This is a genomic window from Suttonella sp. R2A3, assembly GCF_021513215.1.
Lineage (GTDB): Bacteria > Pseudomonadota > Gammaproteobacteria > Cardiobacteriales > Cardiobacteriaceae > JAHUUI01.
The window spans coordinates 1,848,851-1,874,745 of record NZ_CP090975.1; the positions used below are offsets into that span (position 1 = coordinate 1,848,851).

Sequence of the window (25,895 nt, forward strand, 5' to 3'; positions counted from 1 at the left end):
CAGGGAGTCGCTATGAGCCGATGGCTGCTGATATTCACGACGCTATGTGTGCTGCTTGGCTGTGAGCAGCAAAAAGATGATGGGCGCTTTAATGGCTACATCGAAGGCGATTACCGCATCATTATATCTCCACAATCAGGGCGTTTAGAACGCCTGTTAGCCGTAGAAGGTGAGACGCTCAGCGATGGAGTAATCGTCGCACAACTCGATGACACCAATCAGCAATTAGCGCTAGAGATGGCGCGAGCGCAGTATGAAACCAGCCGGGCACAATGGCGTAATTTACAAAGTGGTCGGCGTCCACCGGAATTGGCAACGATTCGTGCACAACGTCGCGCCATCGAAGCTGAATTAGCACAGGCAAAAACTGATGCTGAGCGCTATCGGCGTTTGGCGGATGCACAGGCTGTCTCACGCGCGCAGGCAGAGACGGCAGAAAGTCGTGTGCAAGCGCTAAGCGCACAAATCGCCGCGTTAGACGCCCAGCTGGATAGCGCCGAGCTTCCGGCACGTAGCGAACAAATCGATGCGGCAAACGCACAGATGCAAGCGACTGCTGTGGCTGTGAAACAAGCCGAAGAAGCGTTAGCAGATCGACAGATTATCAGCCAGTTTTCGGGTCGGGTTGAAGCGGTGTATCGGCATCCCGGCGAGTATGTCCGTGACGGAGAGGCTTTGCTAAAAGTATTGCCTGAGGACGCACGTAAAGTGGTGTTTTATCTGCCGCAGAAAAGCCTTCCTGATATCAGGGTGGGTCAAGAAATTAACGTTACTAGTGATGGCGCGCCGCCACAGCGAGCACGTATCAGTTTAATTAGCGATCAGGCAACGTTTACCCCACCGGTGATTTATAGCAACACCACGCGCAATAAATTGGTTTTTCGTGTGGCGGCTCGCCTTAATGATGCAACACTCCCACCGGGGTTGCCGGTGAGTGTTTCTTATGAGTGAGATGGCATTAGCGATTGATGTCCGCGGACTGAGCAAACACTTTGCGGGTAAAACGGCGGTTGATGATGTGAGTATTGCACAACCGAAGGGGAGTGTATGGGGCTTTCTGGGGCCAAATGGATCGGGAAAAACCACTTGTATCCGGATGATTTGCGGACTGCTCGAAGCCGATCGTGGCGAAGGGCAGTGCTTGGGTTTTGATATTCGTCACGAGTCACGAGCGATCAAGAACCATACCGGTTATATGACCCAGCATTTCAGTTTCTGGACGGATTTGAGCGTGCGCGAGAATCTTGAGTTTGTTGCGCGATTATACGGCCTTGCACGGCCGCGTCAGGCTGTGGATCAGGCGATTGAGGATTTAGGGTTAACGCAACGTCAGTATGAATTGACTGCAGGGTTATCTGGTGGTTGGAAACAGCGTTTGGCGTTGGCCGCTGTGACCTTACACCAGCCAAAACTTTTGCTGCTTGATGAACCAACTGCTGGTGTTGACCCACAAGCGCGGCGCGAATTTTGGCAAGAAATTCACGCCTTTTCACAACGTGGGATGACAGTATTGGTATCCACGCATTACATGGATGAGGCGGAGCGCTGTGATCATATCGTGTATCTGGCGCATGGACGTTTACTTACCCAAGGTAGCGTGGCAGAGATTATTCATCATTCAGGTTTGGCAGGCCGCAGTACGCAAGTCGGTGGTGGGCAACGTGGTGCTGTAGCGGCTTTACAACGTCTTGATGAAGTCGATAGTGCGTTATTTTATGGTGGGCGATTGCATGTGGTAGGACAGGATGCCGCTCGATTAGATGCGGCGCTCGCTGCTTTTTCAGAGGATTTTACTTGGCAGGTGGAAGCGCCAACACTCGATGATGCCTTTATTGCGCTAGAGATGCAAAGCGGTGGAGATCAGCGATGATTACTGCGTGGTGGAGTATTTTGTTACGAATTGGCGCGATTATGCGCAAAGAGGTGTTGCAGATGCGTCGTGATCGGATGACCTTTGCGATGTTGCTCGGTATTCCAGTGATGCAATTGATTCTATTTGGTTATGCGATCAATCTCCAACCGAAACATTTACCCACGGCAGTGCATTTTGAAGAGCGCAGCGACATAACGCGAAGCATGGTCGCTGCGATGGAACAATCAGGCTATTTTGCGGTGGTTGCTGAGGAATTAGATGCGACAAAAACCACCGCATTACTACAATCGGGAGAAGTGAATTTTGTGTTGTCGATTCCCACGGGGTTTAGTCGTGCCTTAGTACGTGGTGAGCGTCCGCAGTTATTATTGGAAGCCGATGCTAGTGATCCTTCAGCATCCAGTACGGCGAGTGCGCATTTCCCATATATTATCGAGCAGGCACTAGCTGCGTACAATAGAGACCCGCGCGGCATTACTGTTAATGTTGCTCCGGTGGATGTAGTGGTGCATAGTGCGTTTAATCCGCGGGGGGTTACTAGCCATCATATTGTGCCAGGGTTACTTGGCGTGATTTTAACCATGACCGGAGTGATGATTACCGCGATTACGATGACACGCGAACATGAGCGGGGCACTATGGAGAATTTATTGGCTATGCCGGCACGCCCACTTGAAGTCATGCTTGGAAAAATCCTCCCGTATCTTGGGGTAGGGGCGTTGCAAACGCTGTTAATTCTAGGCGTAGGATTAGGGTTATTTGGGGTGCCGTTTGTAGGCCAAGTATGGATCTTATTGAGTGGTTTGTTGCTGTTTCTTTTAGCGAATTTAACCCTGGGTTTTGCCTTTAGCACGATTGCTACCTCACAGTTACAGGCGCTGCAGATGACGTTCTTTTTCTTTTTGCCATCGATTCTGCTTTCGGGCTTTATGTTTCCGTTTCGTGGGATGCCGGTTTGGGCGCAGTATATCGGTGAAGCATTACCACTAACCCATTTCTTACGCATTGTGCGCGGGGTGATGTTGAAAAATGCCGATTTTTCTATGCTCAGTATGGCGTTTCTTGCTATCGCTATTTTTTGGTTGGTTGCTGGGCTTATCGCGATGTGGCGCTACAAAGTTACATTAGGGTAGTGTCACTTTTTCGTCTTGTTTTTCTTGAGTTAGCCTCCATATCTTTTACTACATACCATTGATGGGAGTCATTTGTGCCATTTTTATATTTATTTTTATTTTGGGGAATTGCCGAGCTTGTGGTGATGATTATGGTGGCGAGTGCGATTGGTGCGATGGCAACCTTTGCTTTATTGCTGCTCGGAATGATCGCTGGATCATATCTATTAAAACGTACCCGCTTGCAGTTCATGCAGCGTATGCAAGAAGGACAAAAATCAATGAATGCCCCGGAAATGCGCGATGGTTTGTTCCAAATGATGGGCGCTACCTTACTCTTTATTCCTGGGTTTATTAGCGATGCGTTGGCGGTGGTGTGTTTACTGCCGACTTTACGTAAGATTTTTGGTGGTGTGATGATGAAAATCTTTCGTCCTGAAGTGTTGGCTGGCCGTTTTAATTGGCAACAAGGCAGTGGTGGACACGTTTATGAGGGCGAAGTGCGCCGCGAGGCTCAATCTCAAGCGCAATATGGCGATCGGGTGATTGAGGGGACAGTCACCACAGATCATACAAAACGCAAAGATTCTTAAACACCCAAGCAAACACTGTTAACCTTGAAAGCACCATCGTTGGTGCTTTTTTATGTATGGGGTACAACAGCTATACGTTATGACGCTAAGAGGGCGTATCTGTTGATGCGTTGTAACGACAAGACTTCGTAGTCTGGTGACATCAGAAAATGGCGGAACGGACGGGACTCGAACCCGTGACCCCTGTGTGACAGGAAGCCATATTAAGTCAAGTCTAACCAACGGAACTGCTACTCTGTAGCGATATAGACTGTAATAACGCAGTAAAAATAGTTCAAGAAAGCTTTTGCATAAGAAATGGCGGAACGGACGGGACTCGAACCCGCAACCCTTGTGTGACAGGCAGCCATATTAAGCCAAGTCTAACCAACTGAACTACTGCTCCGCAGCGATAGTGACTGTCATATCACAGAAAAAGCACCATAAAAGGTGCTTTGATATAAGTGGCGGAACGGACGGGACTCGAACCCGCGACCCCCTGCGTGACAGGCAGGTATTCTAACCAACTGAACTACCGCTCCCCGGTATTATTCATCACAGACAAAAAATAAAAAGCACCTCGGTGAAGTGCTTTTTATACAAAAATGGCGGAACGGACGGGACTCGAACCCGCGACCCCCTGCGTGACAGGCAGGTATTCTAACCAACTGAACTACCGCTCCGCGGTGGTGGGTGCTAAAGGACTCGAACCTTTGACCCTCGCCTTGTAAGGGCGATGCTCTACCAACTGAGCTAAGCACCCGCGTCATGTGAGGAGCAGCATTATAGGCGGTTTTCCCCTTGTAGCAAACTTTTTTTAAAAAAAGACGCTTTTTTTGCTAACAAGATGAATTGCTAGGTTTTCTTTTTGCCATTCTTGGAGGCTAAAACGCTGCTTTTTTTGTGGCGTCGTGTGTATCGTTCGATGGTTGGCAGCCACAGTTCGATGCGAAGCCCTGGTTGGTTATCGAGTAAGTTGATCGTGCCCCCATGTAAGGCAATGACAGCACTGACCAATGACAAGCCCAAACCATTGCCGGGCGTACTACGGGCGCTATCCAAGCGGACAAAGCGTTTTAACACTTCCTCACGTTTACCATCAGGAATACCCATACCATTGTCGCTGACGCTGATGACGATCTGTTTGTCGTTTCGCGCAGCGTTGAGGGTAATGTGGCCACCTTCTGGGGTGTATTTCACCGCGTTATCGAGCAGGTTGATGATCGCTTGTGCGAGTAATTGACGGTTACCCATCACGCTCAGACCATGCGCGATATCGCTGCTAAAGCTATGTTCGCCTTCTTCGCTCATCACTTCATAGAGCTCGGCTAAATCGGTACAAATCTGGCTGACATCCGTTTCAGCGAAGTCATCACGAGCACGCGATTCAACCTGGGCAATATTGAGCAGGGCGTTAAAGGTTTTTAGTAGATTTTCGGCATCATCCACGGATTGGCCAATGACATCGCGTAACTCATCACAGGAGACGTTTTTATCCATTAACGCCACTTCCATGCGGTTGCGTAGGCGATTGAGTGGGCTGCGCAGGTCATGGGCGATATTGTTGGTGACCTGTCGCTGGCTGGTAATCAGGTTTTCGATGCGGTCAAGCATATGGTTGAGATTGCCCGCGAGTTGGTTGAGTTCGTCTGAATCGTTGCTTGAGGTGCGGATGCGTTCGGAAAAGTCGCCATCGACAATTAAGCGCGCCGTATGACTGATACGCGCGATGGAGTTGATGATATTACGCGCAATCAAAAATGAGCCAATGAAGGACACAATCAACAGTAAGCCGGTAACTAAATACACAATATTGAGCATACTGACCAATAAACGGCGCTGGCTGCGGGTGTCGTAACTCAAAATGAGCGCATAATCATCAACCACAGGGGTGATGATGATCCGCATAATATCGGCATTTTTACGCACAGATTCACGATGAAAATCGCAAAGATCGCTGAAATTACTGTTCAACATCACAAAGCGATTTTTGTCTTGTGGAATCAGATCGGCATCGAGTTTGTCTAAGCGCGCCACACAATATGACATTGCTGGTTCAGTGGCGACGCGCTCGGTAACGCCCACTGAAGGTTGACCAAATTCGACATTATGACGGTATTCGATCTCTCGTTTGAGGCGTGATGATTCGGTGTAGAGGCGCGCATCAACCTGTTCGGCGATTTCTTGTGCTGCCGTTTGATAAATCATCACCATCGAGATACCGGTTAGGATACTAAAGGCGATGGTAAAAAGTAACGAGTAGCGAAACGCAGTGGTTTTCGCTACTCGGGTTAAGTCGTTAAGAAACTTACTGATAACTGGTCGGATCATACAAGCTATAGCCGGCACCACGTTCAGTATGAATCAAAGGCGTGTCGAAATCCTTATCGATTTTGCTACGCAAGCGTGAGATATGGACGTCGATCACATTGGTTTGTGGATCAAAATGGTATTCCCACACTTTTTCCAAGAGCATGGTGCGGGTGACGACTTGCCCTGCGTTGCTCATCAGGTATTCCAACAGGCGAAATTCGCGCGGTTGTAAGTTGATTTTTTTACCGTCGCGCGTCACTTTGCGCTTTAAACGGTCGAGGCGTAAATCGGCCACTTCAAGAACCATTTGATCTTGAATGTCGCTGCTACGACGACGGGTTAACGCCTGAACGCGTGCGAGCAGCTCAGAAAATGCATAAGGTTTAACCAGGTAATCATCACCACCAGCAGCAAGTCCTTCCACGCGGTCGTCCACTTCACCGAGTGCTGAGAGAATTAATACCGGCACGCTAAGGCCTTCTGCGCGTAGCTTAGAAATCACTTCCAAACCCTCGAGCTCGGGCAACATGCGGTCAACGATCAAAATATCGTATTGGCCGTTTTGTGCCATCTCTAAGCCTTCTGTGCCAGTGTGTGCGCTGTCGGCAACATAGCCACTTTCGCTCAAACCTTTGGCAATATAGGCGGCAACATCTTTATCGTCTTCGATGATTAGTACGTGCATAAGGGCTCCTTTTAATCTGCTCACTGAATAAGGTTTAATCTTATCTTCAGCTAATCGCAGGTCATCATTTTGTAAAATCTCTAAGTCATCTTAAAACAAACGGGCGAATAAATGAATAAAACCTTAGTAACGATTGGGCTTGCGTTTTCTGCGTTTGCTGTGAATGCGCTCGCAGATAGCGCCCCAGATTTTGCAGCGCTCTTTGCTCAAACTAAAGATGCGGTGGTGAGTGTGGAAGTGCAAACCAATGTGGCACGTTCACCGAGGGCTCAAGAAATCCCACCGGGATTCCCGCCGGAGTTGTTTGAGCGATTTTTTGGTGCACCGTTTGCCATGCCTGAAAACATTCCTGAGCATCGACGCACAGGGCAAGGCTCTGGCTTTATTATTGATAAAGAGGGTTATATCTTGACCAATGCACATGTGGTTGATGAGGCTGAAAGTGTGAAAGTCATGCTCTTAGACCGCCATGAATACGATGCTGAGGTAGTTGGGGTTGATCAGCGCACCGATATTGCGTTGTTAAAAATCGATGGTGAGGGCTTGCCTGTTGCGAGCTTAGGGGATTCCGATGCCGTTCAAGTGGGCGATTGGGTGTTGGCGATTGGTTCACCGTTTGGTTTTACTCATACCGCGACCAAAGGGATTGTCAGTGCGGTTTCCCGTAGCTTGCCCAATGGCGCATATGTGCCCTTTATTCAAAGTGACGCAGCGGTGAATCCGGGGAATTCCGGAGGGCCACTCTATAATAGCGCTGGAGAAGTGATTGGCATTAATTCGCAGATTTATAGCCGCAGTGGGGCGTTTAATGGGCTGGCGTTTTCGATTCCGATCAATGTGGCGAAAAATGTGGTCGATCAGTTGCGTGATGGGGGCACGGTTCAGCGTGGTTGGCTTGGGGTGGCCATTCAAGGGATTGATCAGGAATTGGCGCAATCATTTGCGATGGATAACCCGCAAGGTGCTTTAATTACCGCAATTCAGCCTGATTCACCGGCCAAAGCCGCAGGTTTGCGCGCCGGCGATGTGATCCTTAACTATAACGGGAAAAGTATTCATAAATACGACGATTTACCACCATTAGTCGCTTTAACCCCGATCGGTGAAGAGGCAGAGTTGACGGTGCTGCGCGATGGAGAAAAGCAATCATTAGCGGTCACGATTGGGAATTTAGAAAATATGAGTACAGCAAACGCCTCAGATAGCCGTGGGCAATCAGCGTATGGTTTGAATTTGCGGGCCTTAACCGAGCAGGAAAGGCAACAGCTTAATGTTGAAGATGGCGTGTTGGTGCGTTCCGTTGAACAGGATAGCGCGGCGTATAAGGCAGGCGTACGTGCTAATGATGTGCTACTTGCCCTCGGTAGTCAGGTTGTTAGCGATAGCGACGCGGCTTATGATGGGTTAAAAAGCGCTAAAGGCCAGGTGGTTGCTTTGCTAATTAAGCGTGGTGAGCAAACGCTCTATATTCCTATGGAAACCAAAGAATAAAGTGACGATGGCAGGGTGGATCGCTGAGCAATGTTTATCGGTGATGGCATGTCAGCGCTATGCACTATATAATTAAAGTATCTCATTAATTAGGAACGCACATGAAACGGACGTATCGGGTTCTTATAACAGTATTGGTAGCCTTGGTTTTGCAAGGTTGTGGTGTATTGTTTGTTGGTGGCGCCGCAACCACCGCGGGTGTGGTTCATGATCGGCGAACCGCTGGGACGATTGTCGATGATAATGCCCTGGAATTGAAAATTCGCAACAGCATCGGGAAGCAGGCCGAGCTTTATGATAATAGTCATGTCAATGTGACGGGTTACAATGGCCGTATTCTGCTTACCGGTGAAGCGAATTCTCAAGCAACTGCTGATGCAATCGGACAGCTTGCCGCACGCCATCTAGGAGTTAAGGAAGTGATTAACCAAATCATCGTCGGTCGTGCGAGTACGTTTATGGAGCGTAGCTATGACGCCAAACAAACCTTAAAAGTCAAAACGGTGCTCTTTGATGTCAATGTGCCAGGGTTTGACCCATCGCGTGTCAAAGTCGTGACTGAACACGGGGTGAGTTTCTTGATGGGGATTGTCAGCGAGGCAGAAGCGCAAGCGGTTGCTGAACGTGCAAGACGTGTTTCGGGCGTCAGACAAATCGCCACCTTATTTGAAATAAGATAAGCGAAAACAGATCCACAAGAAAGCGGGCAAATGGTTTTGCCTGCTTTTTTTATGCGTGGTTATTAGACTCTAAACAAGGTAGTAGCGAATAGCATAGCGCATAAAATTTTTCAAACGAAACGATTGCAGCAACCAAAAAGTATGCTATGCTTAATATATGTTATGCTTTATTTAATGGTCAGTTAATGTTTTCCGCAGTGGAGTATAGCATATCCGTTATTTATCTTCATGATTTTTAAGGAGATTATATGTCAGAAAATCAACATGATCTTAGTGGCTATTGGAAGGCTAATGTGCGCATTATCCTTTCATGCCTGGTAGTGTGGGCCCTCTGTTCATACGGGTTTGCTATGGGTTTTCGACCATGGTTGTCCGGTATTAAAATTGGCGGGACAGATTTAGGCTTTTGGTTTGCCCAGCAAGGCTCAATCTTGACCTTCATTGTCATTATTTTCTTCTATTCCTGGCGTATGAATAAGCTGGATAAGAAATTTGGCGTTGGTGAGGAGTAAGTCATATGAGTCAATTTGCAATTAATCTAATTTTTGTTGGTGGCTCATTTGCCTTGTACTTTGCGATCGCTATTTGGGCACGTGCTGGTTCAACTAAAGAGTTCTATGTGGCTGGTGGTGGTGTTCACCCGGTATTAAATGGGATGGCAACCGCTGCTGACTGGATGAGTGCGGCGTCGTTCATTTCCATGGCAGGTTTGCTGGCGATGGGTGGTTATGCCTCATCAGCATTTTTGATGGGCTGGACCGGCGGTTATGTACTGCTGGCTTTATTGCTTGCCCCTTATATGCGTAAGTTTGGTAAATTTACCGTGCCTGATTTTATCGGTGAACGCTACTATAGTCGCAACGCACGTTTGCTCGCGGTATTGTGTTTGGTTATCGCCTCAACGACTTACGTTATCGGTCAGATGACTGGCGCAGGCGTGGCATTTTCACGCTTCTTAGAAGTGGAAAATACGCATGGCTTGATCATTGCTGCGGTGGTTGTACTGTTTTATGCGGTACTTGGTGGCATGAAAGGGATTACCTACACCCAGGTTGCGCAATATGTGGTATTGATTATTGCCTTTACCATTCCAGCGATCTTTATCTCCATCCAGTTAACCGGTAACCCGGTTCCGGCATTGGGTCTTTTTAGTACCCATACTGAGTCTGGTTTGCCGGTGTTGCAAAAGCTCAATGAAGTCATCACAGATCTTGGGTTTGGCTCGTATACTGCTGATATTGATAATAAGCTCAATATGATGCTCTTTACCTTATCGCTGATGATTGGTACCGCAGGTTTGCCACACGTTATTATCCGCTTCTTTACCGTACCAAAAGTATCTGATGCGCGTATTTCTGCGGGTTGGGCGTTGGTGTTTATCGCCTTGCTGTATACCACAGCACCAGCTGTTGGTTCGATGGCACGTATCAACTTGGTTGATACCATCTATCCTAATGGTACCGCTGAAAAACCGATCCATTATTCAGAGCGTCCGGAATGGATGAAATCTTGGGAAGTGACTGGACTGGTCACCTTTGAAGATAAGAATGGTGACGGTGATATCCAATATTACGACGACACTTCAGAAAGCTTTAAAGCGACGGCTGAGGCGCGTGGTTGGGCAGGTAATGAGCTCAATGTGAATAAAGACATTTTGGTACTCGCTAACCCGGAAATTGCTAATTTGCCATCTTGGGTTATTGGTCTGATTGCAGCCGGTGGTTTAGCCGCGGCGCTTTCTACAGCGGCAGGCTTGTTGCTCGCTATCTCCTCAGCAATTTCGCATGACTTGATTAAAAATACCCTCAAGCCAGATATTACTGAGAAAGGCGAACTACGTGCCGCGCGAATCTCGATGACGGTGGCTATTGTTGTGGCAACATTATTGGGTATTCACCCACCAGGGTTTGCGGCACAGGTTGTTGCGCTAGCCTTTGGTATCGCTGGTGCGTCAATATTCCCAGCCTTGATGATGGGTATCTTCTCTAAGCGAATCAATAGCACCGGTGCTACGCTTGGGATGGCCGCCGGTTTGACCGTAACCTGCTTATACATTTTCCTCTACTTGGGTTGGTTCTTCATCCCTGAGACGAATGTATTTGAGAACGTACCAGAAAACTGGCTCTTTGGTATTGCACCAACGTCCTTTGGTGCGATTGGTGCCGCAATTAACTTTGCTGTAGCGTTTGCCGTTTCCAGCATAACTAAAGCACCACCAAAAGAAATCCAAGACTTAGTGGAAAGCGTGCGTTACCCACGCGGCGCTGGACAAGCTGTCCATATGCACCACTAAACATTCACCACAATCGATTAAGGGCCTGCTAAGCAGGCCCTTTTTTGTAAAAGATAATGGTTTTGTTTACGGTAAAGATGATAAAATTATGCCATGACTTTTATCTATTATTGAAGGAAAGGCTATGTACGTTACAATGAACCGATTTAAGATTAAGCCACAATATGCCGAGGCTTACGTAGATGTTTGGCAAGAAGCACAGGTGCGCGTGGCAGATGTAGATGGCTTTCTTGAGTTTAAATTTTTTCGTTTAGATAGCGACAAGCCTAGTGAATATGTATTATTTTCGTCTTATGCTGTTTGGGAAAATAAAGATAAATTCCTTGCCTGGACACGCTCAGAGCATTTCAAAAAGTCTCATCGTAGTGGTGCGAACAATCGACATATGTATGTGGAAAAACCCCATTTGGAATGTTTTGATGCGCTTATTTAGCGTGCATCATTAATCTGTTGCCAGCGTTTTGCTTCGCGTGCAATCGACTCATCCATCATCAGGCGATAAAGCGTTTCTAAATAAGCGCGATCAATCCCATATTGATCCGCGATAGGCGTAATTTTCTCGATAATTTCCTCGATGCGGTCTTCTAAGCGCACATCTTCAAACCGTGGTTTGAGGGGGGCTGCCTGTATGATGAGCTCTAAACGTTGACACATCATGTGTGCGAGCTCTTGATCGTGGGCATCAATACGTTCGCGCAAGGCGAGTAATTCATCTGAAGGGATAAATGCGGCAGTCATAAGTGATTGGTGTTAATTATTTGGCACACATTCTATAGCGAAACGACAGGCGATACCAGAGCAGTTCTTAATGCGGACAATCAGCCATTAGGATTGCTGAGAAGCATCTTTACGTTTGCGTGTCAGTGTGTTGCGGCCAATCCCTAACAGAGAGGCTGCATGGCTGATGTGGTGATCGGTATGCTGCAAAGTGGTGTGGATTAATGTGTCATCAAATTGTTTAAGCAGCGTTTGATAGGTATTACCGGGATGATCACGCAAGGTCTCGCGAACCACATGCACAAGTGCTGTGCGCCAATCGGTAGTATCAGGATCAGATTGGCCAGTGCTTGTCGTGTGCTCACCTAATTGAAAATCAGCCACATTAATGGTTTCTGTGGCGCTTAGAATTGTCAGCTGATGGCAGAGGTTTTCCAGTTCACGGATGTTACCGGGCCAGCTGTAGTGTTGCAGTGCGCTTAAAGCGCTACGATCAAGCTGCTTACGCGTCATATTATGCGCCTTAGCAGCACGATCAAGATGAAACTCGAGCAGGGCGGGGATGTCTTCGCTGCGTTCACGTAAGGGCGGGAGATGGAGATGAATCACGTTTAGACGATGATAGAGGTCAGCGCGAAAGGCGCCAGCATCGGCCTGTTCGCTAAGATTCTTATGGCTCGCTGCGATGATGCGGACGTTAGCCGTTTTCAGGGTTTGCCCACCAATGCTGTAGTAGTTGCCCTCAGCGAGTGCGCGCAATAATTTGGCTTGCAGTGGCAGCGGCATGTCGCCGATTTCATCTAAAAATAGGGTGCCGCCCTCAGCTTGGGCAAAACGACCTTGGCGGGTGCTGGTCGCGCCAGTAAATGCGCCTTTTTCGTGACCAAAAAGTTCGGCTTCAGCAAGCTCTGGTGGGATCGCCGCCATATTCAGCGCGACAAAAGGACCATTGGCTACCGGACTGTGTTTATGGAGTGCTCGAGCGATCAGCTCCTTACCTGTGCCGGTTTCGCCGCTGATCAGGACATTGACTGTGGTTTTTGCCAGTCGCCCGATCGCGCGATAAAGCTGTTGCATGGCGGGACTATTGCCGATAATGTCACGGCTCAGCGCTTGTGGTTCTTGTCGTTGCGGGACGGGTTGTTTTGTGCTCGGCCGTAGCGCTTGTTTGCTCAGACGTTTGAGTTCTTCAAGGTCAAAGGGTTTTGGGAGATAATCAAACGCGCCTTGCTGGTAGGCATTAACCGTGATATCGAGATCAGAGTAAGCGGTGGTGATGATAAAGGGTAGATCAGGAAAGCGTCGATGCGCGTGCTCAAGTAATTCCAGACCACTAAGCCCAGGCATGCGGATATCGCTGATAATCAGCGCTGGTGCACTGTGGCTCTGTGCAATCGCATCGAGCGCTTCTAAAGCGTTGCTAAAGGCACGGGTTTTATAGCCCCAGTCTTGTAGGCTGTCTTCGATAATAAAGCGAATCGCATCGTCATCATCAATGACCCAAATACGCTCACTCATCTGAGACCTCCAAAGGTAAAATCACCGAAAGACACGTTTTTCCTGGCTCGCTGTCGAGCTCCAGGCAGCCATGATGTTGGTGCACGATATGTTGCACAATCGCGAGTCCTAAGCCGCTCCCTTGGTTAAAGTGGCTGATCATTGGCTGAAAAATGGCGGTATGAAGTGACTCAGGAATGCCGCAGCCTTGATCATGGACACGGATGGCCACCGCATGGCGGTGACGTCGTTCGCCAATCGTGTATTGGTGCACGATTTCTGTACCAAGATAAATATTGCCGTCGTAATCGCTCGCTTTAGCCGCGTTACTGAGCAGGTTGAGTATCACTTGATGGATTTGACCAGCATCAATGGCAATTTCCGGGATGCTCGGGTCGTAGTGCCTGCTGATATGGATATTTTGGTGTTCGCTGGCGCTGCTAAACCCTGCAATCGCGTCTTCAATCACCCGATGAATGTTCTCTGGACGTGTTTCTGTTTTGCCCTCAGCAGACATCGTTTTCAGCAGGGCGTTTAGCCGGTCAGTTTGGGTAATGATAATGTCAATATAACGCTGATTATCAGGATCAATTCGTTCACGAACGCGCTGCGCTGCGCCTTTTATGCCGGCTAAAGGATTACGGATTTCATGAGCAAGATTACGTAGCAGCAGTTGGTTATGCTCGGCCTGCATTTGTAGCGTTCGGCTGCGGATGATGCCATCAGCGCGGGCAAACAGGTGCAGCTCAATCAAAAACTGTTGTTCGTCGATTTGGCGCAAGGCAATATCTGCGCGGTGGCGCTTGTGTTGGGTAGGGAAAACCAATCTTGTGTTGCGTTCGATGACGCTTTGGTGCTGGTGGCGGGCGAATTCAAGCAGTGATGGCCAGCCTTCAGGATGTTTGATGTGTTCGCTTAATGATTGATGTCTGGTATGGGAAATGCTGCTACCAATCAGATCTTCGGCACTGGCGTTCAAATCAAGCACACGGGTTTGGTCATCGACAACGATGAGGGCAACATGTAGATGGTCGCTAAAGGACATCGCTGATTCCCGTGGCTAAGAAAGAAGGGCAGGCCCCGCGCTGTGTGGCGGGGCGTGCGGTGATCGCTGTTTAACAGCTGTAGTAGAGTTCGAATTCCAGTGGGTGTACTTGCAAGCGCATTTTTTCCACTTCTTCGCGTTTGAGCGCGATGTAACCAGCAAGCAGGTCTTCGCTAAAGACATCACCGGCTTTCAAGAAGTCACAATCAGCTTCCAAAGCATCAAGGGCTTGTTCAAGAGAAAACGCAACCTGTGGGATGTTATCGGCTTCTTCCGGTGGAAGATCATACAAATCTTTATCCATCGCCTCGCCTGGATGAATCTTGTTCTTGATCCCGTCTAGGCCAGCCATCAACAACGCAGCAAAAGCGAGGTATGGGTTAGCGGTAGAATCCGGGAAGCGTACTTCAATACGGCGTCCTTTCGGATTGAAAATATAAGGAACACGAATCGAGGCCGAACGGTTACGAGCAGAATACGCGAGCATCACTGGCGCTTCAAAGTGTGGCACGAGGCGCTTGTAGCTGTTAATAGATGGGTTGGTAAACGCGTTCAAAGCGCGAGCGTGTTTGATGACCCCACCGATATAATACAACGCAGTTTCAGAAAGACCGCCGTAGCCATCGCCGCTAAACAGGTTGTTGCCGTCTTTAGCGAGCGACATATGCACGTGCATCCCTGAGCCGTTATCGCCAACCAATGGCTTAGGCATAAAGGTCGCGGTTTTGCCGTAAACGTCAGCGACGTTATGAATAACGTATTTTAACTGCTGAACTTCATCAGCTTTACGGGTGAGGGTGTTAAATTTGACCCCAATTTCACACTGACCTGCTGTGGCGACTTCGTGGTGGTGTACTTCAACGGTTTGCCCAACCTCTTCAAGCACCAAACACATATCCGCACGGATGTCGTTCAGTGAATCTACAGGCGCAACTGGGAAATAACCGCCTTTAAGTCCTGGACGGTGGCCACGGTTTGTGCCGTCAAAATCGGCGTCGCTATTCCAAAAGCCTTCTTCGGAAAGAATTTCTACACTGGTTTTATTGATGCTGGTTTTGTATTTAACCCCATCAAAGATAAAGAATTCATTTTCAGGACCAAACAATGCCGTATCAGCGATGCCGGTAGATTGTAAATACGCTTCAGCGCGTTTGGCGAGTGAGCGAGGGTCGCGCACATAGCCTTGCAAGGTGTCTGGTTCGATGATGTCACAGGTGATAACCAGCGTTTTGTGTTCGCTGAACGGGTCAACAAAGGCGGTTTCAGGATCTGGCATGAGAATCATGTCCGATTCGTTAATGCCTTTCCAGCCAGCGATAGACGAGCCGTCAAACATTTTGCCTTCTTCAAAAAAGTCCTCATCGACATCTTTAGCGAGGATCGACACATGCTGTTCTTTACCTTTAGTGTCGGTAAAGCGCATATCGACAAAACGAATTTCTTCTTCCTCGATGCGTTTGATGATGTTGTCAGGGGTCATGGGTGCTCCTTGGGTTGCAATGTCAGTAAAACGGTTCAGCCTATGGCTGCGCCTTGCCCTTTATTAGCAGCAAATGTGCCAAAATATAATGGCTTGAAAAAGCAATGGTTTTATTGTGGTGGATTGATCAACCGCACCAAAATAATACAGCTTGCATCATATATCGCACCAATATAGTGCGTCAATAGGCGAGTGTGCCCGCGCTGATCGCTTTTTGGCCGGCAATTTGCACCACAACATGACCAGGTCGCACCAAATGATTACGACCCAAGGCGTAGACAATGCCGTCAGTCGTTGCTGTCAGCGGCGTTGGTGTAGCGTTAGGATCATCAAGATCAATCAGATTAGCGACCACATCGCCTTGGCAAACCCGTGCACCAGCAGCTACCTTAAAATCCAACAAGCCACTATGGGGGGCTAAAATGCGTCCAACGCCAGCGAGCGGCGTGCCAACTTTTGTGTTGTTATCTGCAAGCGTAGGGCCATCGACAATACCGATGTGTTGTAAAAAGCGCATCACACCTTCAGCGTCTTGTTGTGCTAGCGTTTCTGATACATCACGTTCGCCACGCAGTTCTAAGGTAGTTGAAAAACAGGCGTAGGGCAGCTTGAGGTCCAATGCGCGCTCAAGACGCCACCAAGGACTGGCTGACGCCTCATCAAAGGCAATCACACCAGGGTCGTCTTCAAGTAGCAATACATCAAGGTTGAGGCTTTGTGCGAGCGCCTCACCGGTCTCTTGATGGCGCTCATTGGTAAAGGCGTGTGCGCAAGCAGCAGCATCACAGTGCACATCAATCACCACATCAGCGTCATAGCTAAGCAGCTGTAAGGTTTTGCGCAGGTGTTCGCTTTCAAGCTGCGGTTGCCAGGCATCGAGTGCTTGTTTAAAAGCACTGCGGATGGTTTGTGTTTGCGCGGCAGTATCTTGTGCGGCAAGGGCGTCACGATCAAGGTAGGGCAGGGCAGCTTCGCCAAGGTTGAGATAACCACGGTTAAAATTACCGCTGTAGTCAAAATCAAAACGTCCGAGCTGGTAGCCACCAAGAAACTGGCGCATACCGATGGGGTTAGCATACGGCACAATCACGATTTCGCCGCGAATGGTTGCCTGTTCAAGCTGGGCGTGGAGATGGTGCAGCATCAACAATCCCGGCCATTCATCGGCGTGTAATGCAGCCTGAATATACACTTTCTGCCCGCCTTCTTTACCATAACGCCAGGTAGTAAGGCGGGTATAGCTACCGGGTGAGGCCGATGGTAGGTCGATGGTCTCTTGCCACATGGTACGTGCTCCTATGATTGCGGTACAATACGCGCTTTATTGTACGCGATTAACAAGGAATTAAGGAATATGACCACAACTCGATTTGCGCCAAGTCCAACGGGGGATTTACATATTGGTGGGGTGCGCACGGCGTTGTATTGCTGGCTGCACGCGCGTCAGCATCAAGGGACGTTTCGTCTGCGTATCGAAGACACCGATCAAACCCGCTCAACCCAATCCTCAACCCAGGTTATTCTTGATGGTTTGTCTTGGCTGGGTTTAGAGCATGATGGTGAGGTCGTCTATCAAAGCCAACGCTTTGCCCATTATGACGGAATTATCGAGCAAATGCTTGCTGATGGCTTGGCCTATTATTGCTGGTGTACGCCAGAAGAGTTAGACGCGATGCGCGAGGCGCAGAAAGCGCGCGGTGAAAAGCCGCGTTATAACGGTAAATACCGCAACGGTGGCGAACCAGTGCCTGGTGTGGATCCTGTGGTGCGTTTTAAGAATCCACAAGAAGGTAGTGTGGTGTTTGACGATAAAGTGCGCGGGCGGATCAGCATCAGCAATAGCGAGATGGATGATTTTATTATTCGACGTAGCGATGGCTCGCCAACGTATAATTTCTGTGTGGTGGTTGATGATGCTGAGCAAGAGATTAGCTTGGTGATTCGTGGCGATGACCACATCAATAATACCCCGCGACAAATCAACCTATACCATGCGCTCGGCTATCGTGTGCCGGAGTTTGCCCATGTACCGATGATTCTTGGCGATGATGGTAAACGCCTATCGAAACGCCACGGGGCAACCAATGTGCTGGATTATCGCAACGAAGGCTATTTACCAGAAGCGGTGCTCAATTATTTGCTGCGTCTGGGGTGGTCGCATGGTGACCAAGAGATTTTTAGCCGTGAAGAGATGCTGCAGTATTTTGATATTGCTAACGTGCACAGTGCAGCCGCCGCGTTTAATACCGAAAAACTGCGCTGGTTGAACCAACATTATCTTAAGAGCCATACGGCTGAAAACCTCATTCAACCCCTGCAAGCGCACTTAAAAGCTGCAGATATCGCTTTGGATGAAGCAACGATACTGGCTGCTATTCCACATTATCAAGAGCGGGCGAAGACGCTCAAAGAAATGGCAGAGAATATGCGCTGGCTTGGGCAGGCCCCGAGTGAATACCCAGAAAAAGCCGCACAAAAAGCGTTTAAGGGCGAAGCAACGGCTAACTTGCTTAATGATTTAGCTGAGCGCTTACAGGCACTTGCAAACTATGATGAAGCGAGCATTCATGGGGCGATTGAAGCGTGTGTTACGGATAATGAAGTGGGCTTCGGTAAAGTCGGTCAGCCGGCGAGACTGGCGGTCACAGGCGGCGCACCATCGCCAGATTTGGCGGTAACGCTGTGTTTGCCTGGGCGTGATAGCGTGGTTAAGCGGTTGCAGCAGGCTGTTGATTACATCAATGAAAACAAAGGCTAAATCAAATAACGTTTTTTTTTCACAATAAATGTTTGACCTTGGGCGCATTTTTGCTAAAATGCGCGCCTCGCACACAGCGACGGGGCTATAGCTCAGCTGGGAGAGCGCCTGCATGGCATGCAGGAGGTCAGCGGTTCGATCCCGCTTAGCTCCACCAAGAGGTTATACTGCGTCCCCTTCGTCTAGCGGTTAGGACATCGCCCTTTCACGGCGGTAACAGGGGTTCGAATCCCCTAGGGGACGCCATTTATCCTCGCTGTGTGATGATCGACGACTTTCTCTAAGTCCCCATCGTCTAGAGGCCTAGGACATCGCCCTTTCACGGCGGTAACAGGGGTTCGAATCCCCTTGGGGACGCCATTTTTTCATCGGCGTGACTGAGTTGCTTTATCACTGATCATTCGATAAGGCTTCTTCTCTAATGCCTGACTAACTATCTCGTCAGTTGCTCACGATAACTTAATTTTTGGTTAGCTTGTTCTTTACTTATCGCATTACAAAACAGTATCATGCATTTTTATTTCAGGATGAGTGCGATGCGTTATTTACTGTGTTTGTGTTTAGCGATGGCTTCTGTGGCCCAAGCGGAACAGTGGTTTTCAAAAAATGCTTTCCCGAATTTATTGGAATCTAGCGGCTGGCAAAATGGCGATTTTCGTCTGCGCACCAGTATCTATAGCGTTCATTACGATCCGAAACCTGAGCACAATAACCATCAGCGCTTGATTAGCGTCGATTATGTACGCACCGATGATTGGTTTGTTGGCGCGGCCTTGTTTGATAATTCCTTTGGTCAGCCCTCGCAATACGTTTATCTCGGTAAAGATTGGTGGTTTATCGATGAAGGTGATTGGCGGTTGCGAGGCAGCTTGTCAGCCGGTTTTTTGCATGGTTATAAAGATGAATATAAAGATAAAATTCCTTTTAATAACCTCGGGGTAGCACCAGCTATCTTACCTGCTCTTGGGCTCACTTATCGTCAAAGCGTGTTTGTTGAAGTACAATTCTTTGCTGCTGCCGGCGCAATGGCGACGGTAGGTTATCGTTTTTAAGGAATAACATGCGCCCAATTCATAAATCCCATAAGCTGGAAAACGTTTGCTATGACATTCGTGGTCCAGTGCTCGATGAGGCGAATCGCCTCGAACGTCAAGGTTATAACATCCTCAAGCTTAATATCGGCAACCCTGCGCCATTTGGTTTTGACGCGCCCGATGAAATGCGTGAGGACTTGATTGCCAACCTGTATAAGGCTCAAGGCTATAGTGAGTCGAAAGGTGTTTTTGCCGCGCGTAAGGCAATCATGCACGAAACCCAACGCTTAGGTATCCCACAGGTTAGTGTGGACGATATTATCATCGGTAATGGGGTATCAGAGCTGATTGTTATGGTAATGCAGGCGCTGCTTAATAGCGGTGATGAGGTCTTGGTGCCGATGCCGGACTATCCTCTATGGACGGCAGCTGCGCATCTAGGCGGTGGTCGTGCGGTGCACTATTACTGCGATGAAGGTAATGGTTGGCAGCCTGATATCGATGATATTCGTGCAAAAATTAACGATAGCACTAAAGCGATTGTTCTGATTAATCCGAATAATCCCACCGGTGCAGTCTATAGCGAAGCGATCTTACGCGAGTTAGTAGCGCTCGCTGAACAACATGGCCTGGTGATCTTTTCTGACGAAATCTACGACAAGATTGTCTACGATGGCGCCAAGCATATTCCCACGGCAACCTTGGTTGAAGACACGCTATGTGTGACCTTTAATGGACTATCAAAGAACTACCGTGCTGCTGGGTTTCGCGCCGGCTGGATGATTTTAAGCGGCAATAAAGCACCAGCACGTGGTTTTATCCAAGGGCTGGAGATGTTGTCGTCAATGCGCCTGTGCGCCAATGTGCCGGCGCAATACGCAATCCAGACTGCATTGGGTGGTTATCAAAGCATTAATGATCTGGTGGCTCCTGGTGGCAGGCTATACGAGCAGCGCTGTGTGGCACAAACACTGATTGGTGAGATTGATGGGTTAAGCACGGTACCGGCGCAGGGTGCGATTTATCATTTTGTCAAAATTGATACGGACAAATTCAATATCCGTAGCGATGAGCAATTTATTTTGGATTTGTTGCGTGAAAAGCATATGTTATTAGTCCATGGCCGGGCATTTAACTGGCCAGAGCCGGATCATTTCCGTTTGGTGTTTTTACCGCATCAATCTGATTTGCGCATGGCGCTGGGACGATTGGCAGATTTTCTACAAAATTATCAGCAAAAATAATCAGCTGAATAAAAAAAGAGGTTTTCTGTAGGCTTTGGCTTGACGATAACCTCGGGGGCGGCTACAATGCGCGCCTCTTACGAGATTCCCGGATAGCTCAGTCGGTAGAGCAAGTGACTGTTAATCACTGGGTCGGCGGTTCGAGCCCGTCTCCGGGAGCCAATTCCAAAAAAGCTGCTTTTATAGCAGCTTTTTTTTTGCCTAAAATTTCATCATAGAATGAACAGCGCGATCAGAAACTAAAAACAATTTGTGCTGTTCCATAGTTTGGATAGCCAATAGCATACGGGATAATAGTGACCCAGTGGCTTCTTCACGTGATTTTTTATCAATCTTATTTCTTACTACTTAAGGAAGAAGGGGGTGAGATTTACTATTTAATTGTTCGATTAAAAGTGGGGGAGGATACTACTTTAAAGCTTGATAAATTTCTTCGGATATGAAAGAAACATCGTCATTATATATTCCCATCTCGTATAAGCGTCTAAACCCAGAATTCAAATTCTTTTTTAAAACTGCCACATTAGGATCTCTAATGTTTAGTATATTTTTTACTTTTTTAAACTCAGAAATGTCATAAATTGACAGTTTGTTCAAACAATTATCTAGATTATTAATCAGGTAAATGATTTTGTCTATATTCTCGCTTTTCATATTCTTACCTACTAATTTGCTCTGGAAAAGCCACTTTAAACTCATTATATGAATATAATTTACCAGTTTTGGGTGTCTTTAATGCGCTATTCGTTTGTATGTTTGTGTCTTAATGTGCACGCTTTCGTCAAGGTGAAGTCGGGTATAGGCACCAGCCTATCATCAATACTTTCGCTGTCCATGATACGGATATTTTTATAAGCAAAGTCTAAGTGCAAAATCCGCAGTGTGAGTAACTCTTGTAAGCACGACAGGTATACGCTCTCGTTGTTTTTTCTGAGTGCTCGGATGTTTGCATCTTTCATGGATATGCCGAGTACGTCATTGTACAAAAACATAATGGCGTTAAATGCTTGGTTTTGTGTGGTTGCTGCCATGTTTTGTTTGTTCTTCAATAAAGTAAGGAGTAGCTATGGAAGATAAAATTTATGAAATAATTAAAAGTTGGGCAGGTATTCCAACTTGGCATACAACTCACCCTTTGGATCAAGAACGTTTTTCAATCGCCATGCATAATCTGGTTTCTGATTTGGGCGCAAATGTTGATATCGAAGCTTTCCAAAATGCCTTGCGTAGGCATGCTGAAAGTCATGTGGATATTTTAGGGGCACCTGACCATTGGGATGAGTTAATTCTAAAGTTCACAATTAAGGTTGAAACAATTTTCACCTATGAATTAGCAAGGTAAAAATATAACAAGCACCTCAACCAATGGATGTAAAATAGCAAGTTAGTCGGGCGTTAGAAATCAAAAAATAGGAGAAGTAATATGAATAAAACTATATCGATAGCAATAATCTCTGCTGTTGTAGCTATATCAGGTTGTGCGCCCCAGGGGTATTCAGGCAAAGGAGGAATGACACAATATTCTATTACATCTGAAGCATATGAATATCATTACAAAAATGGCTTTACAGGGGTAGACGCTATGGGTTGGGATGCTAATTTGCAGTATGTGTGGTCAAGAGCTGGTGCAGCCATTACTTGTGGTATTAAATTTGACAAAAAGCTAGTTCTTTCACAGATGACCAAAATGTATGGGCAAAGCGATTTTATACATGAACTAAATGGTGTTGATTTTCATCATTTGCAAAGCAAGAAAGCTGAGGGCTTTTGTACCCCTTCAAGAATTAATGAAATTAAAGATGTTATGCCTAAATTCGAGAAAGGCGATTTTCCTAAATATTTCTAACAAGGCCAACGACAATCGCCCAGCAAAAATCTGCTGGGCTGGATTCGCTAACGCTCGCCTGTGTTGGCAGCGTTAGCTGCTAATTTAACTCGTCATACATAAGCGAGGAACCCTTTGGATTACAGCGCTACTATTTGATATATCTAACCATTAAAAAGCTCTTCCTGCCATATTTTAAAATCTTCGAGATCATAAAAATATTCGTCATCACTCACCATTAAATCTACTGCGCCTAGATTTTGTATAATTTCCCAAGCTGTTTTATTGGTAACTCTAACAAAGTCATCATCAATAATTGAAATAGCCCAAGCGGAAATAGATTCACGTGACTCTTTCCTATCTATAAGCATCTGTATTATTTCATTAATATATTCTGAAGATGGTAAACAAGCCATGCAATCATCTCCTCTCAGTATGGTTTCTGTTTGCTTCTTTCATGGATATGCCGAGTATGTCATTGTACAAAAACATAATGGCGTTAAGCGCTTGATTTTGTGTGGTTGCTGCCATGCTTTGCTTGGCTAAACTTGTCAGAAAAGCTTCTATTTCTGGTTTGCCCATGTCTTTGGGATGCTTCTTGTTATGAAAAAGTACATAATGATAAATCCAATGTGCATAGGTTTTTTCTGTGTTGATGCTATAGTGTTTGACACGTATTTTATCTTTGACTTGTTCAAAGAGTTTTTTGCCATATATACTTTATTACACCAATATTTTGTGGTAAGCCTTAACTTTTATACTCTTATATCACATAAACGATATATAAAAATTTTTATTCTGCTTGTTTAGATATAATATTTATTTGATATAAAATACTATTGGTGTATATAATAAATTGTGAGCTCCTCAGATCGAATACCAAATTAACTTAGGAAGTATTTTGAAAGTTGAAAAACTAAACAAAAAGGAACTTGATGAATATTGCACATCATTGGGTATCGATATCAAGAAGAAGAAAAAGTCAGAGCTTATTGATGCTGTATATGCTCATGAAAGAGAAATAATTAATCAAGCAATCGCCAATGACGATTGCTTGGCTCTACTCAAAGAAAAGATATGCAAGCTTGCAGACGAATATGCTGGAAACTTAAAAAGTAAAATTGTTGCACGAAAAGAAGAAATGAAAGGCGATGACAACTCTCATTACCTTATATACCGAGTTTTAGGAATTCCTCATGATGAAGGTGTTTTGATTGATGAATATCAGAATACAGGTCGTTTTCTCTATAAGTATGCTGGGTCTTTCCTGGAAGAGGCAGCAACTTTATGTATGTTCTTCTCAAACAGTCAGGGTGGTAAGACACTGGTTGAAAACACCATTGGAACCAAGCCAAAGACATTCGAAATAGACTTCCTCAATGGGAATGATGCGGTCGAATTGAAGTGGCGAGATGCAACAACTGATGGAGATCACATCACTAAAGAGCATACCAGAGTTAAAGCGATTAAATCTCATGGTTATAAGCCAGTTCGGGTGATGTTTTACTATCCTCAAAGAGAGCAGGCAATTAAAATTCAGGAAACACTAAAAACCATCTACGCAGGAGTAGATGGTGAGTACTATGCAGGTGATGAAGCTTGGGATTACTTAAAAGCTGTTAGTGGGTACGACCTAAAAGCAATTTTGGTTGAAATTGCAAATAAACGAGACCAAGAAGTAACTAATGATTAATACAATTCTCAACGGTGACTGCTTAGATGAAATGAGATCTATAGAGGAAAGCTCTATAGATCTCATTTATCTTGACCCACCGTTTTTTACAGAAAGAAAACATACCTTAATGAATCGTGAGCGAACCAAAGAGTTTAGTTTCGACGATAGCTGGGGAAGCGACAAGGGCTATGCTGAGTTTTTAAAAGAGCGCATTGAAATAATGCACTCCTTGCTAAAAGATACAGGTTCAATATTTGTGCATTGCGATAAGAGCGGTGAGCATATAGTTCGAGCTATTTTAGATCAGGTCTTTGGGGTAACCAACTTCCAGTCAGAAATTATTTGGACATACAAAAGATGGTCAAACTCGAAAAAAGGTCTTTTGCCAAGCCATCAAAATATCTATTTTTACTCGAAAACAAAAAACTTTAAGTTTAATACGATTTATACATCCTACTCAGAAACAACCAATATCGATCAGATTCTTCAACGACGCACTAGGGATGAGCATAACAAATCTGTTTATGACAAAGATAGTTTTGGGAACGTCAAGAATGGCGATAAGAAAAAAGGAGTTCCACTGAATGATGTTTGGGATATTCCTTATTTGAACCCGAAAGCAAAAGAGAGAGTCGGTTATCCAACTCAAAAGCCATTATTGCTTTTACAGCAAATTATCAAATTAGTTACTGAGGATGGCGATCTTGTTTTAGATCCCTTTTGTGGGAGTGGAACTACCTGTGTTGCGTCAAAACTCTTAAATCGAAACTATATAGGTATAGATGAGTCAATCGATGCTGTCGAGCTCAGCAATGAGCGCTTAGAAAACCCGATAAAAACTGAGTCCAACCTCTTAAAAAAGGGTAGAAATTCATATGTTAATGCTGACTCTTCTGCTTTAAATCTTTTGAAGGGAATTGAATTTAACGCAGTTCAGAGAAATAAAGGAATAGATGCAATTCTCGTAGAGCAATACGAGAACTCTCCTATTTTGGTGCGAGTCCAAAAGCCTAACGAAACTTTAGAAGAGGCTGCCTCTTTACTATCAAAAGCTATGAAAACTAAGAAATCAAAACGTTCTATCTTGATTAAAACGTCATTAAACGAAGATCTATTCGAAACTGACATAGATATAAAAGGTCTGGAAGTTATTCTTTCACCAGCCCTACAGATAGCAGGTATCGTAAAAAAGAGCTAACAAGTCAAAGCACTCGGACGCAGCAAAGCTGCGCCGGTGTTTGAGGTGTTATGAGTGTACAAGATAGAAATGAAGGAAGAGTAGATACCAATACCTGTGCCAGCATGGTAGCCGCATAATTAAATGCAAAAGGACAAAAAAAGTGAACCATTTACAGAGTCTAAGGCTCTTAAAATTTAAGATAATGCTACCTGCATCATAACGCCTGCCAGTGTTGCTGCTACTATGGCCAAATCAAGAGATTACGCAGATATTGATCCAGGATATGTGTGATAACTATAGCAAGAGCTTAGGATTGAACTTCATAAATAAATTGCGTTTATTGTCACTCATTGCTCCCCATATTGGATAGCAATGATAATCTGCCATTAGTTTGATTTTGGTGCTTCCTGAAGGATTTGTT

26 protein-coding genes and 7 tRNA genes are annotated in these 25,895 nt (G+C 46.3%); 20 read left to right on the forward strand and 13 right to left on the reverse strand.

From position 1 onward, the window contains the following. Positions 1–12: 12 nt before the first annotated feature. The 4 genes from L0B52_RS08890 to L0B52_RS08905 all read left to right on the forward strand — a co-directional run bounded on the left by L0B52_RS08890 (position 13) and on the right by L0B52_RS08905 (position 3,578). Positions 13–951, forward strand: coding sequence for an HlyD family secretion protein (locus tag L0B52_RS08890; protein ID WP_235064369.1), 939 nt, complete (start codon positions 13–15; stop codon positions 949–951). Continuing rightward, positions 944–1,870, forward strand: coding sequence for an ABC transporter ATP-binding protein (locus L0B52_RS08895; RefSeq protein ID WP_235064370.1), 927 nt, complete (start codon positions 944–946; stop codon positions 1,868–1,870). Before L0B52_RS08890 ends, L0B52_RS08895 begins: the two co-directional genes overlap by 8 nt. After that, complete coding sequence (locus L0B52_RS08900; RefSeq protein WP_235064371.1) at positions 1,867–3,006, forward strand: ABC transporter permease; 1,140 nt, start codon at positions 1,867–1,869, stop codon at positions 3,004–3,006. Before L0B52_RS08895 ends, L0B52_RS08900 begins: the two co-directional genes overlap by 4 nt. Positions 3,007–3,080: 74 nt before the next feature. After that, entirely contained in the window at positions 3,081–3,578 is a 498-nt protein-coding gene (locus L0B52_RS08905; RefSeq protein ID WP_235064372.1) for an FxsA family protein, read from the forward strand. A 444-nt stretch (positions 3,579–4,022) separates the two neighbouring features. On the opposite strand, the gene L0B52_RS08910 is transcribed toward L0B52_RS08905, so the two are convergent. The 5 genes from L0B52_RS08910 to L0B52_RS08930 form a co-directional block, all read right to left on the reverse strand. After that, positions 4,023–4,099 (reverse strand) — tRNA-Asp (locus L0B52_RS08910). 64 nt (positions 4,100–4,163) lie between these two features. Further along, positions 4,164–4,240: transfer RNA gene (locus L0B52_RS08915), tRNA-Asp, on the reverse strand. A 4-nt stretch (positions 4,241–4,244) separates the two neighbouring features. Continuing rightward, positions 4,245–4,320, reverse strand: a tRNA-Val gene (locus L0B52_RS08920). 92 nt (positions 4,321–4,412) lie between these two features. Next, positions 4,413–5,888, reverse strand: a complete 1,476-nt coding sequence (locus tag L0B52_RS08925; protein WP_235064373.1) for a HAMP domain-containing sensor histidine kinase — start codon at positions 5,886–5,888, stop codon at positions 4,413–4,415. Then, entirely contained in the window at positions 5,866–6,555 is a 690-nt protein-coding gene (locus L0B52_RS08930; protein ID WP_235064374.1) for a response regulator transcription factor, read from the reverse strand. Before L0B52_RS08930 ends, L0B52_RS08925 begins: the two co-directional genes overlap by 23 nt. Positions 6,556–6,666: 111 nt before the next feature. Between L0B52_RS08930 and L0B52_RS08935 the strand changes: the two genes are divergently transcribed. From L0B52_RS08935 to L0B52_RS08955, 5 genes are all read left to right on the forward strand, one after another. Next, a complete protein-coding gene (locus tag L0B52_RS08935; protein ID WP_235064375.1) occupies positions 6,667–8,046 on the forward strand; it encodes a DegQ family serine endoprotease in 1,380 nt (459 codons plus the stop codon). A 101-nt stretch (positions 8,047–8,147) separates the two neighbouring features. Beyond that, a complete protein-coding gene (locus L0B52_RS08940; RefSeq protein WP_235064376.1) occupies positions 8,148–8,726 on the forward strand; it encodes a BON domain-containing protein in 579 nt (192 codons plus the stop codon). A 248-nt stretch (positions 8,727–8,974) separates the two neighbouring features. Then, positions 8,975–9,238, forward strand: coding sequence for a DUF4212 domain-containing protein (locus tag L0B52_RS08945; RefSeq protein WP_235064377.1), 264 nt, complete (start codon positions 8,975–8,977; stop codon positions 9,236–9,238). Positions 9,239–9,243: 5 nt separating this feature from the next. Further along, entirely contained in the window at positions 9,244–11,019 is a 1,776-nt protein-coding gene (locus L0B52_RS08950; RefSeq protein ID WP_235064378.1) for a sodium:solute symporter family protein, read from the forward strand. Between the two features lie 124 nt (positions 11,020–11,143). Beyond that, positions 11,144–11,452: an antibiotic biosynthesis monooxygenase gene (locus tag L0B52_RS08955; RefSeq protein WP_235064379.1), complete on the forward strand. Its 309-nt coding sequence runs from the start codon at positions 11,144–11,146 to the stop codon at positions 11,450–11,452. Here the strand turns inward: L0B52_RS08955 and L0B52_RS08960 are convergent. The 5 genes from L0B52_RS08960 to L0B52_RS08980 form a co-directional block, all read right to left on the reverse strand. Continuing rightward, positions 11,449–11,757 (reverse strand): chorismate mutase, encoded by a 309-nt coding sequence (locus L0B52_RS08960; protein WP_235064380.1) that lies wholly within the window; start codon positions 11,755–11,757, stop codon positions 11,449–11,451. The two genes, L0B52_RS08955 and L0B52_RS08960, sit on opposite strands and share 4 nt — an antisense overlap. A gap of 87 nt (positions 11,758–11,844) precedes the next feature. Beyond that, positions 11,845–13,254, reverse strand: a complete 1,410-nt coding sequence (ntrC, locus tag L0B52_RS08965; RefSeq protein ID WP_235064381.1) for a nitrogen regulation protein NR(I) — start codon at positions 13,252–13,254, stop codon at positions 11,845–11,847. Further along, on the reverse strand, positions 13,247–14,278 hold the full coding sequence (locus L0B52_RS08970) for a nitrogen regulation protein NR(II) (protein WP_235064382.1): 1,032 nt from the start codon (positions 14,276–14,278) through the stop codon (positions 13,247–13,249). The genes ntrC and L0B52_RS08970 overlap by 8 nt, the downstream gene beginning before the upstream one ends. Before the next feature lie 70 nt (positions 14,279–14,348). Further along, positions 14,349–15,758, reverse strand: a complete 1,410-nt coding sequence (glnA, locus tag L0B52_RS08975; protein WP_235064383.1) for a glutamate--ammonia ligase — start codon at positions 15,756–15,758, stop codon at positions 14,349–14,351. Between the two features lie 181 nt (positions 15,759–15,939). After that, positions 15,940–17,043, reverse strand: a complete 1,104-nt coding sequence (locus L0B52_RS08980; protein ID WP_235064384.1) for a succinylglutamate desuccinylase/aspartoacylase family protein — start codon at positions 17,041–17,043, stop codon at positions 15,940–15,942. Between the two features lie 69 nt (positions 17,044–17,112). Here L0B52_RS08980 and gltX point away from each other — a divergent pair, with 69 nt between their 5' ends. From gltX to L0B52_RS09015, 7 genes are all read left to right on the forward strand, one after another. After that, positions 17,113–18,516 carry a glutamate--tRNA ligase gene (gene gltX, locus L0B52_RS08985; RefSeq protein WP_235064385.1) on the forward strand — a complete coding sequence of 468 codons (1,404 nt, stop codon included), beginning with the start codon at positions 17,113–17,115 and terminating at the stop codon, positions 18,514–18,516. 81 nt (positions 18,517–18,597) lie between these two features. Beyond that, positions 18,598–18,673, forward strand: a tRNA-Ala gene (locus L0B52_RS08990). Positions 18,674–18,687: 14 nt separating this feature from the next. Further along, positions 18,688–18,762 (forward strand) — tRNA-Glu (locus L0B52_RS08995). A 38-nt stretch (positions 18,763–18,800) separates the two neighbouring features. After that, positions 18,801–18,876 (forward strand) — tRNA-Glu (locus tag L0B52_RS09000). A 176-nt stretch (positions 18,877–19,052) separates the two neighbouring features. Then, the gene (locus L0B52_RS09005; protein WP_235064386.1) at positions 19,053–19,568 is read left to right on the forward strand and encodes a hypothetical protein; all 516 of its coding nucleotides are present in this window, start codon (positions 19,053–19,055) and stop codon (positions 19,566–19,568) included. An 8-nt stretch (positions 19,569–19,576) separates the two neighbouring features. Then, a complete protein-coding gene (locus L0B52_RS09010; RefSeq protein WP_235064387.1) occupies positions 19,577–20,794 on the forward strand; it encodes a pyridoxal phosphate-dependent aminotransferase in 1,218 nt (405 codons plus the stop codon). 86 nt (positions 20,795–20,880) lie between these two features. Beyond that, a tRNA-Asn gene (locus L0B52_RS09015) sits at positions 20,881–20,956 on the forward strand. Positions 20,957–21,534: 578 nt separating this feature from the next. On the opposite strand, the gene L0B52_RS09715 is transcribed toward L0B52_RS09015, so the two are convergent. Beyond that, positions 21,535–21,825, reverse strand: a complete 291-nt coding sequence (locus L0B52_RS09715; RefSeq protein ID WP_409202294.1) for a hypothetical protein — start codon at positions 21,823–21,825, stop codon at positions 21,535–21,537. Positions 21,826–21,860: 35 nt separating this feature from the next. Between L0B52_RS09715 and L0B52_RS09020 the strand changes: the two genes are divergently transcribed. Beyond that, complete coding sequence (locus tag L0B52_RS09020) at positions 21,861–22,136, forward strand: hypothetical protein (RefSeq protein WP_235064388.1); 276 nt, start codon at positions 21,861–21,863, stop codon at positions 22,134–22,136. 81 nt (positions 22,137–22,217) lie between these two features. Next, the gene (locus L0B52_RS09025; RefSeq protein WP_235064389.1) at positions 22,218–22,640 is read left to right on the forward strand and encodes a hypothetical protein; all 423 of its coding nucleotides are present in this window, start codon (positions 22,218–22,220) and stop codon (positions 22,638–22,640) included. Positions 22,641–22,783: 143 nt separating this feature from the next. On the opposite strand, the gene L0B52_RS09030 is transcribed toward L0B52_RS09025, so the two are convergent. Continuing rightward, entirely contained in the window at positions 22,784–23,035 is a 252-nt protein-coding gene (locus L0B52_RS09030) for a hypothetical protein (protein ID WP_235064390.1), read from the reverse strand. Between the two features lie 4 nt (positions 23,036–23,039). Next, on the reverse strand, positions 23,040–23,336 hold the full coding sequence (locus L0B52_RS09720) for a phage integrase N-terminal SAM-like domain-containing protein (RefSeq protein WP_409202345.1): 297 nt from the start codon (positions 23,334–23,336) through the stop codon (positions 23,040–23,042). Between the two features lie 181 nt (positions 23,337–23,517). Between L0B52_RS09720 and L0B52_RS09035 the strand changes: the two genes are divergently transcribed. Further along, positions 23,518–24,312, forward strand: coding sequence for an ApaLI family restriction endonuclease (locus L0B52_RS09035; protein WP_409202346.1), 795 nt, complete (start codon positions 23,518–23,520; stop codon positions 24,310–24,312). Then, positions 24,305–25,492, forward strand: a complete 1,188-nt coding sequence (locus L0B52_RS09040) for a DNA methyltransferase (RefSeq protein WP_235064392.1) — start codon at positions 24,305–24,307, stop codon at positions 25,490–25,492. The genes L0B52_RS09035 and L0B52_RS09040 overlap by 8 nt, the downstream gene beginning before the upstream one ends. Positions 25,493–25,895: the final 403 nt, after the last annotated feature.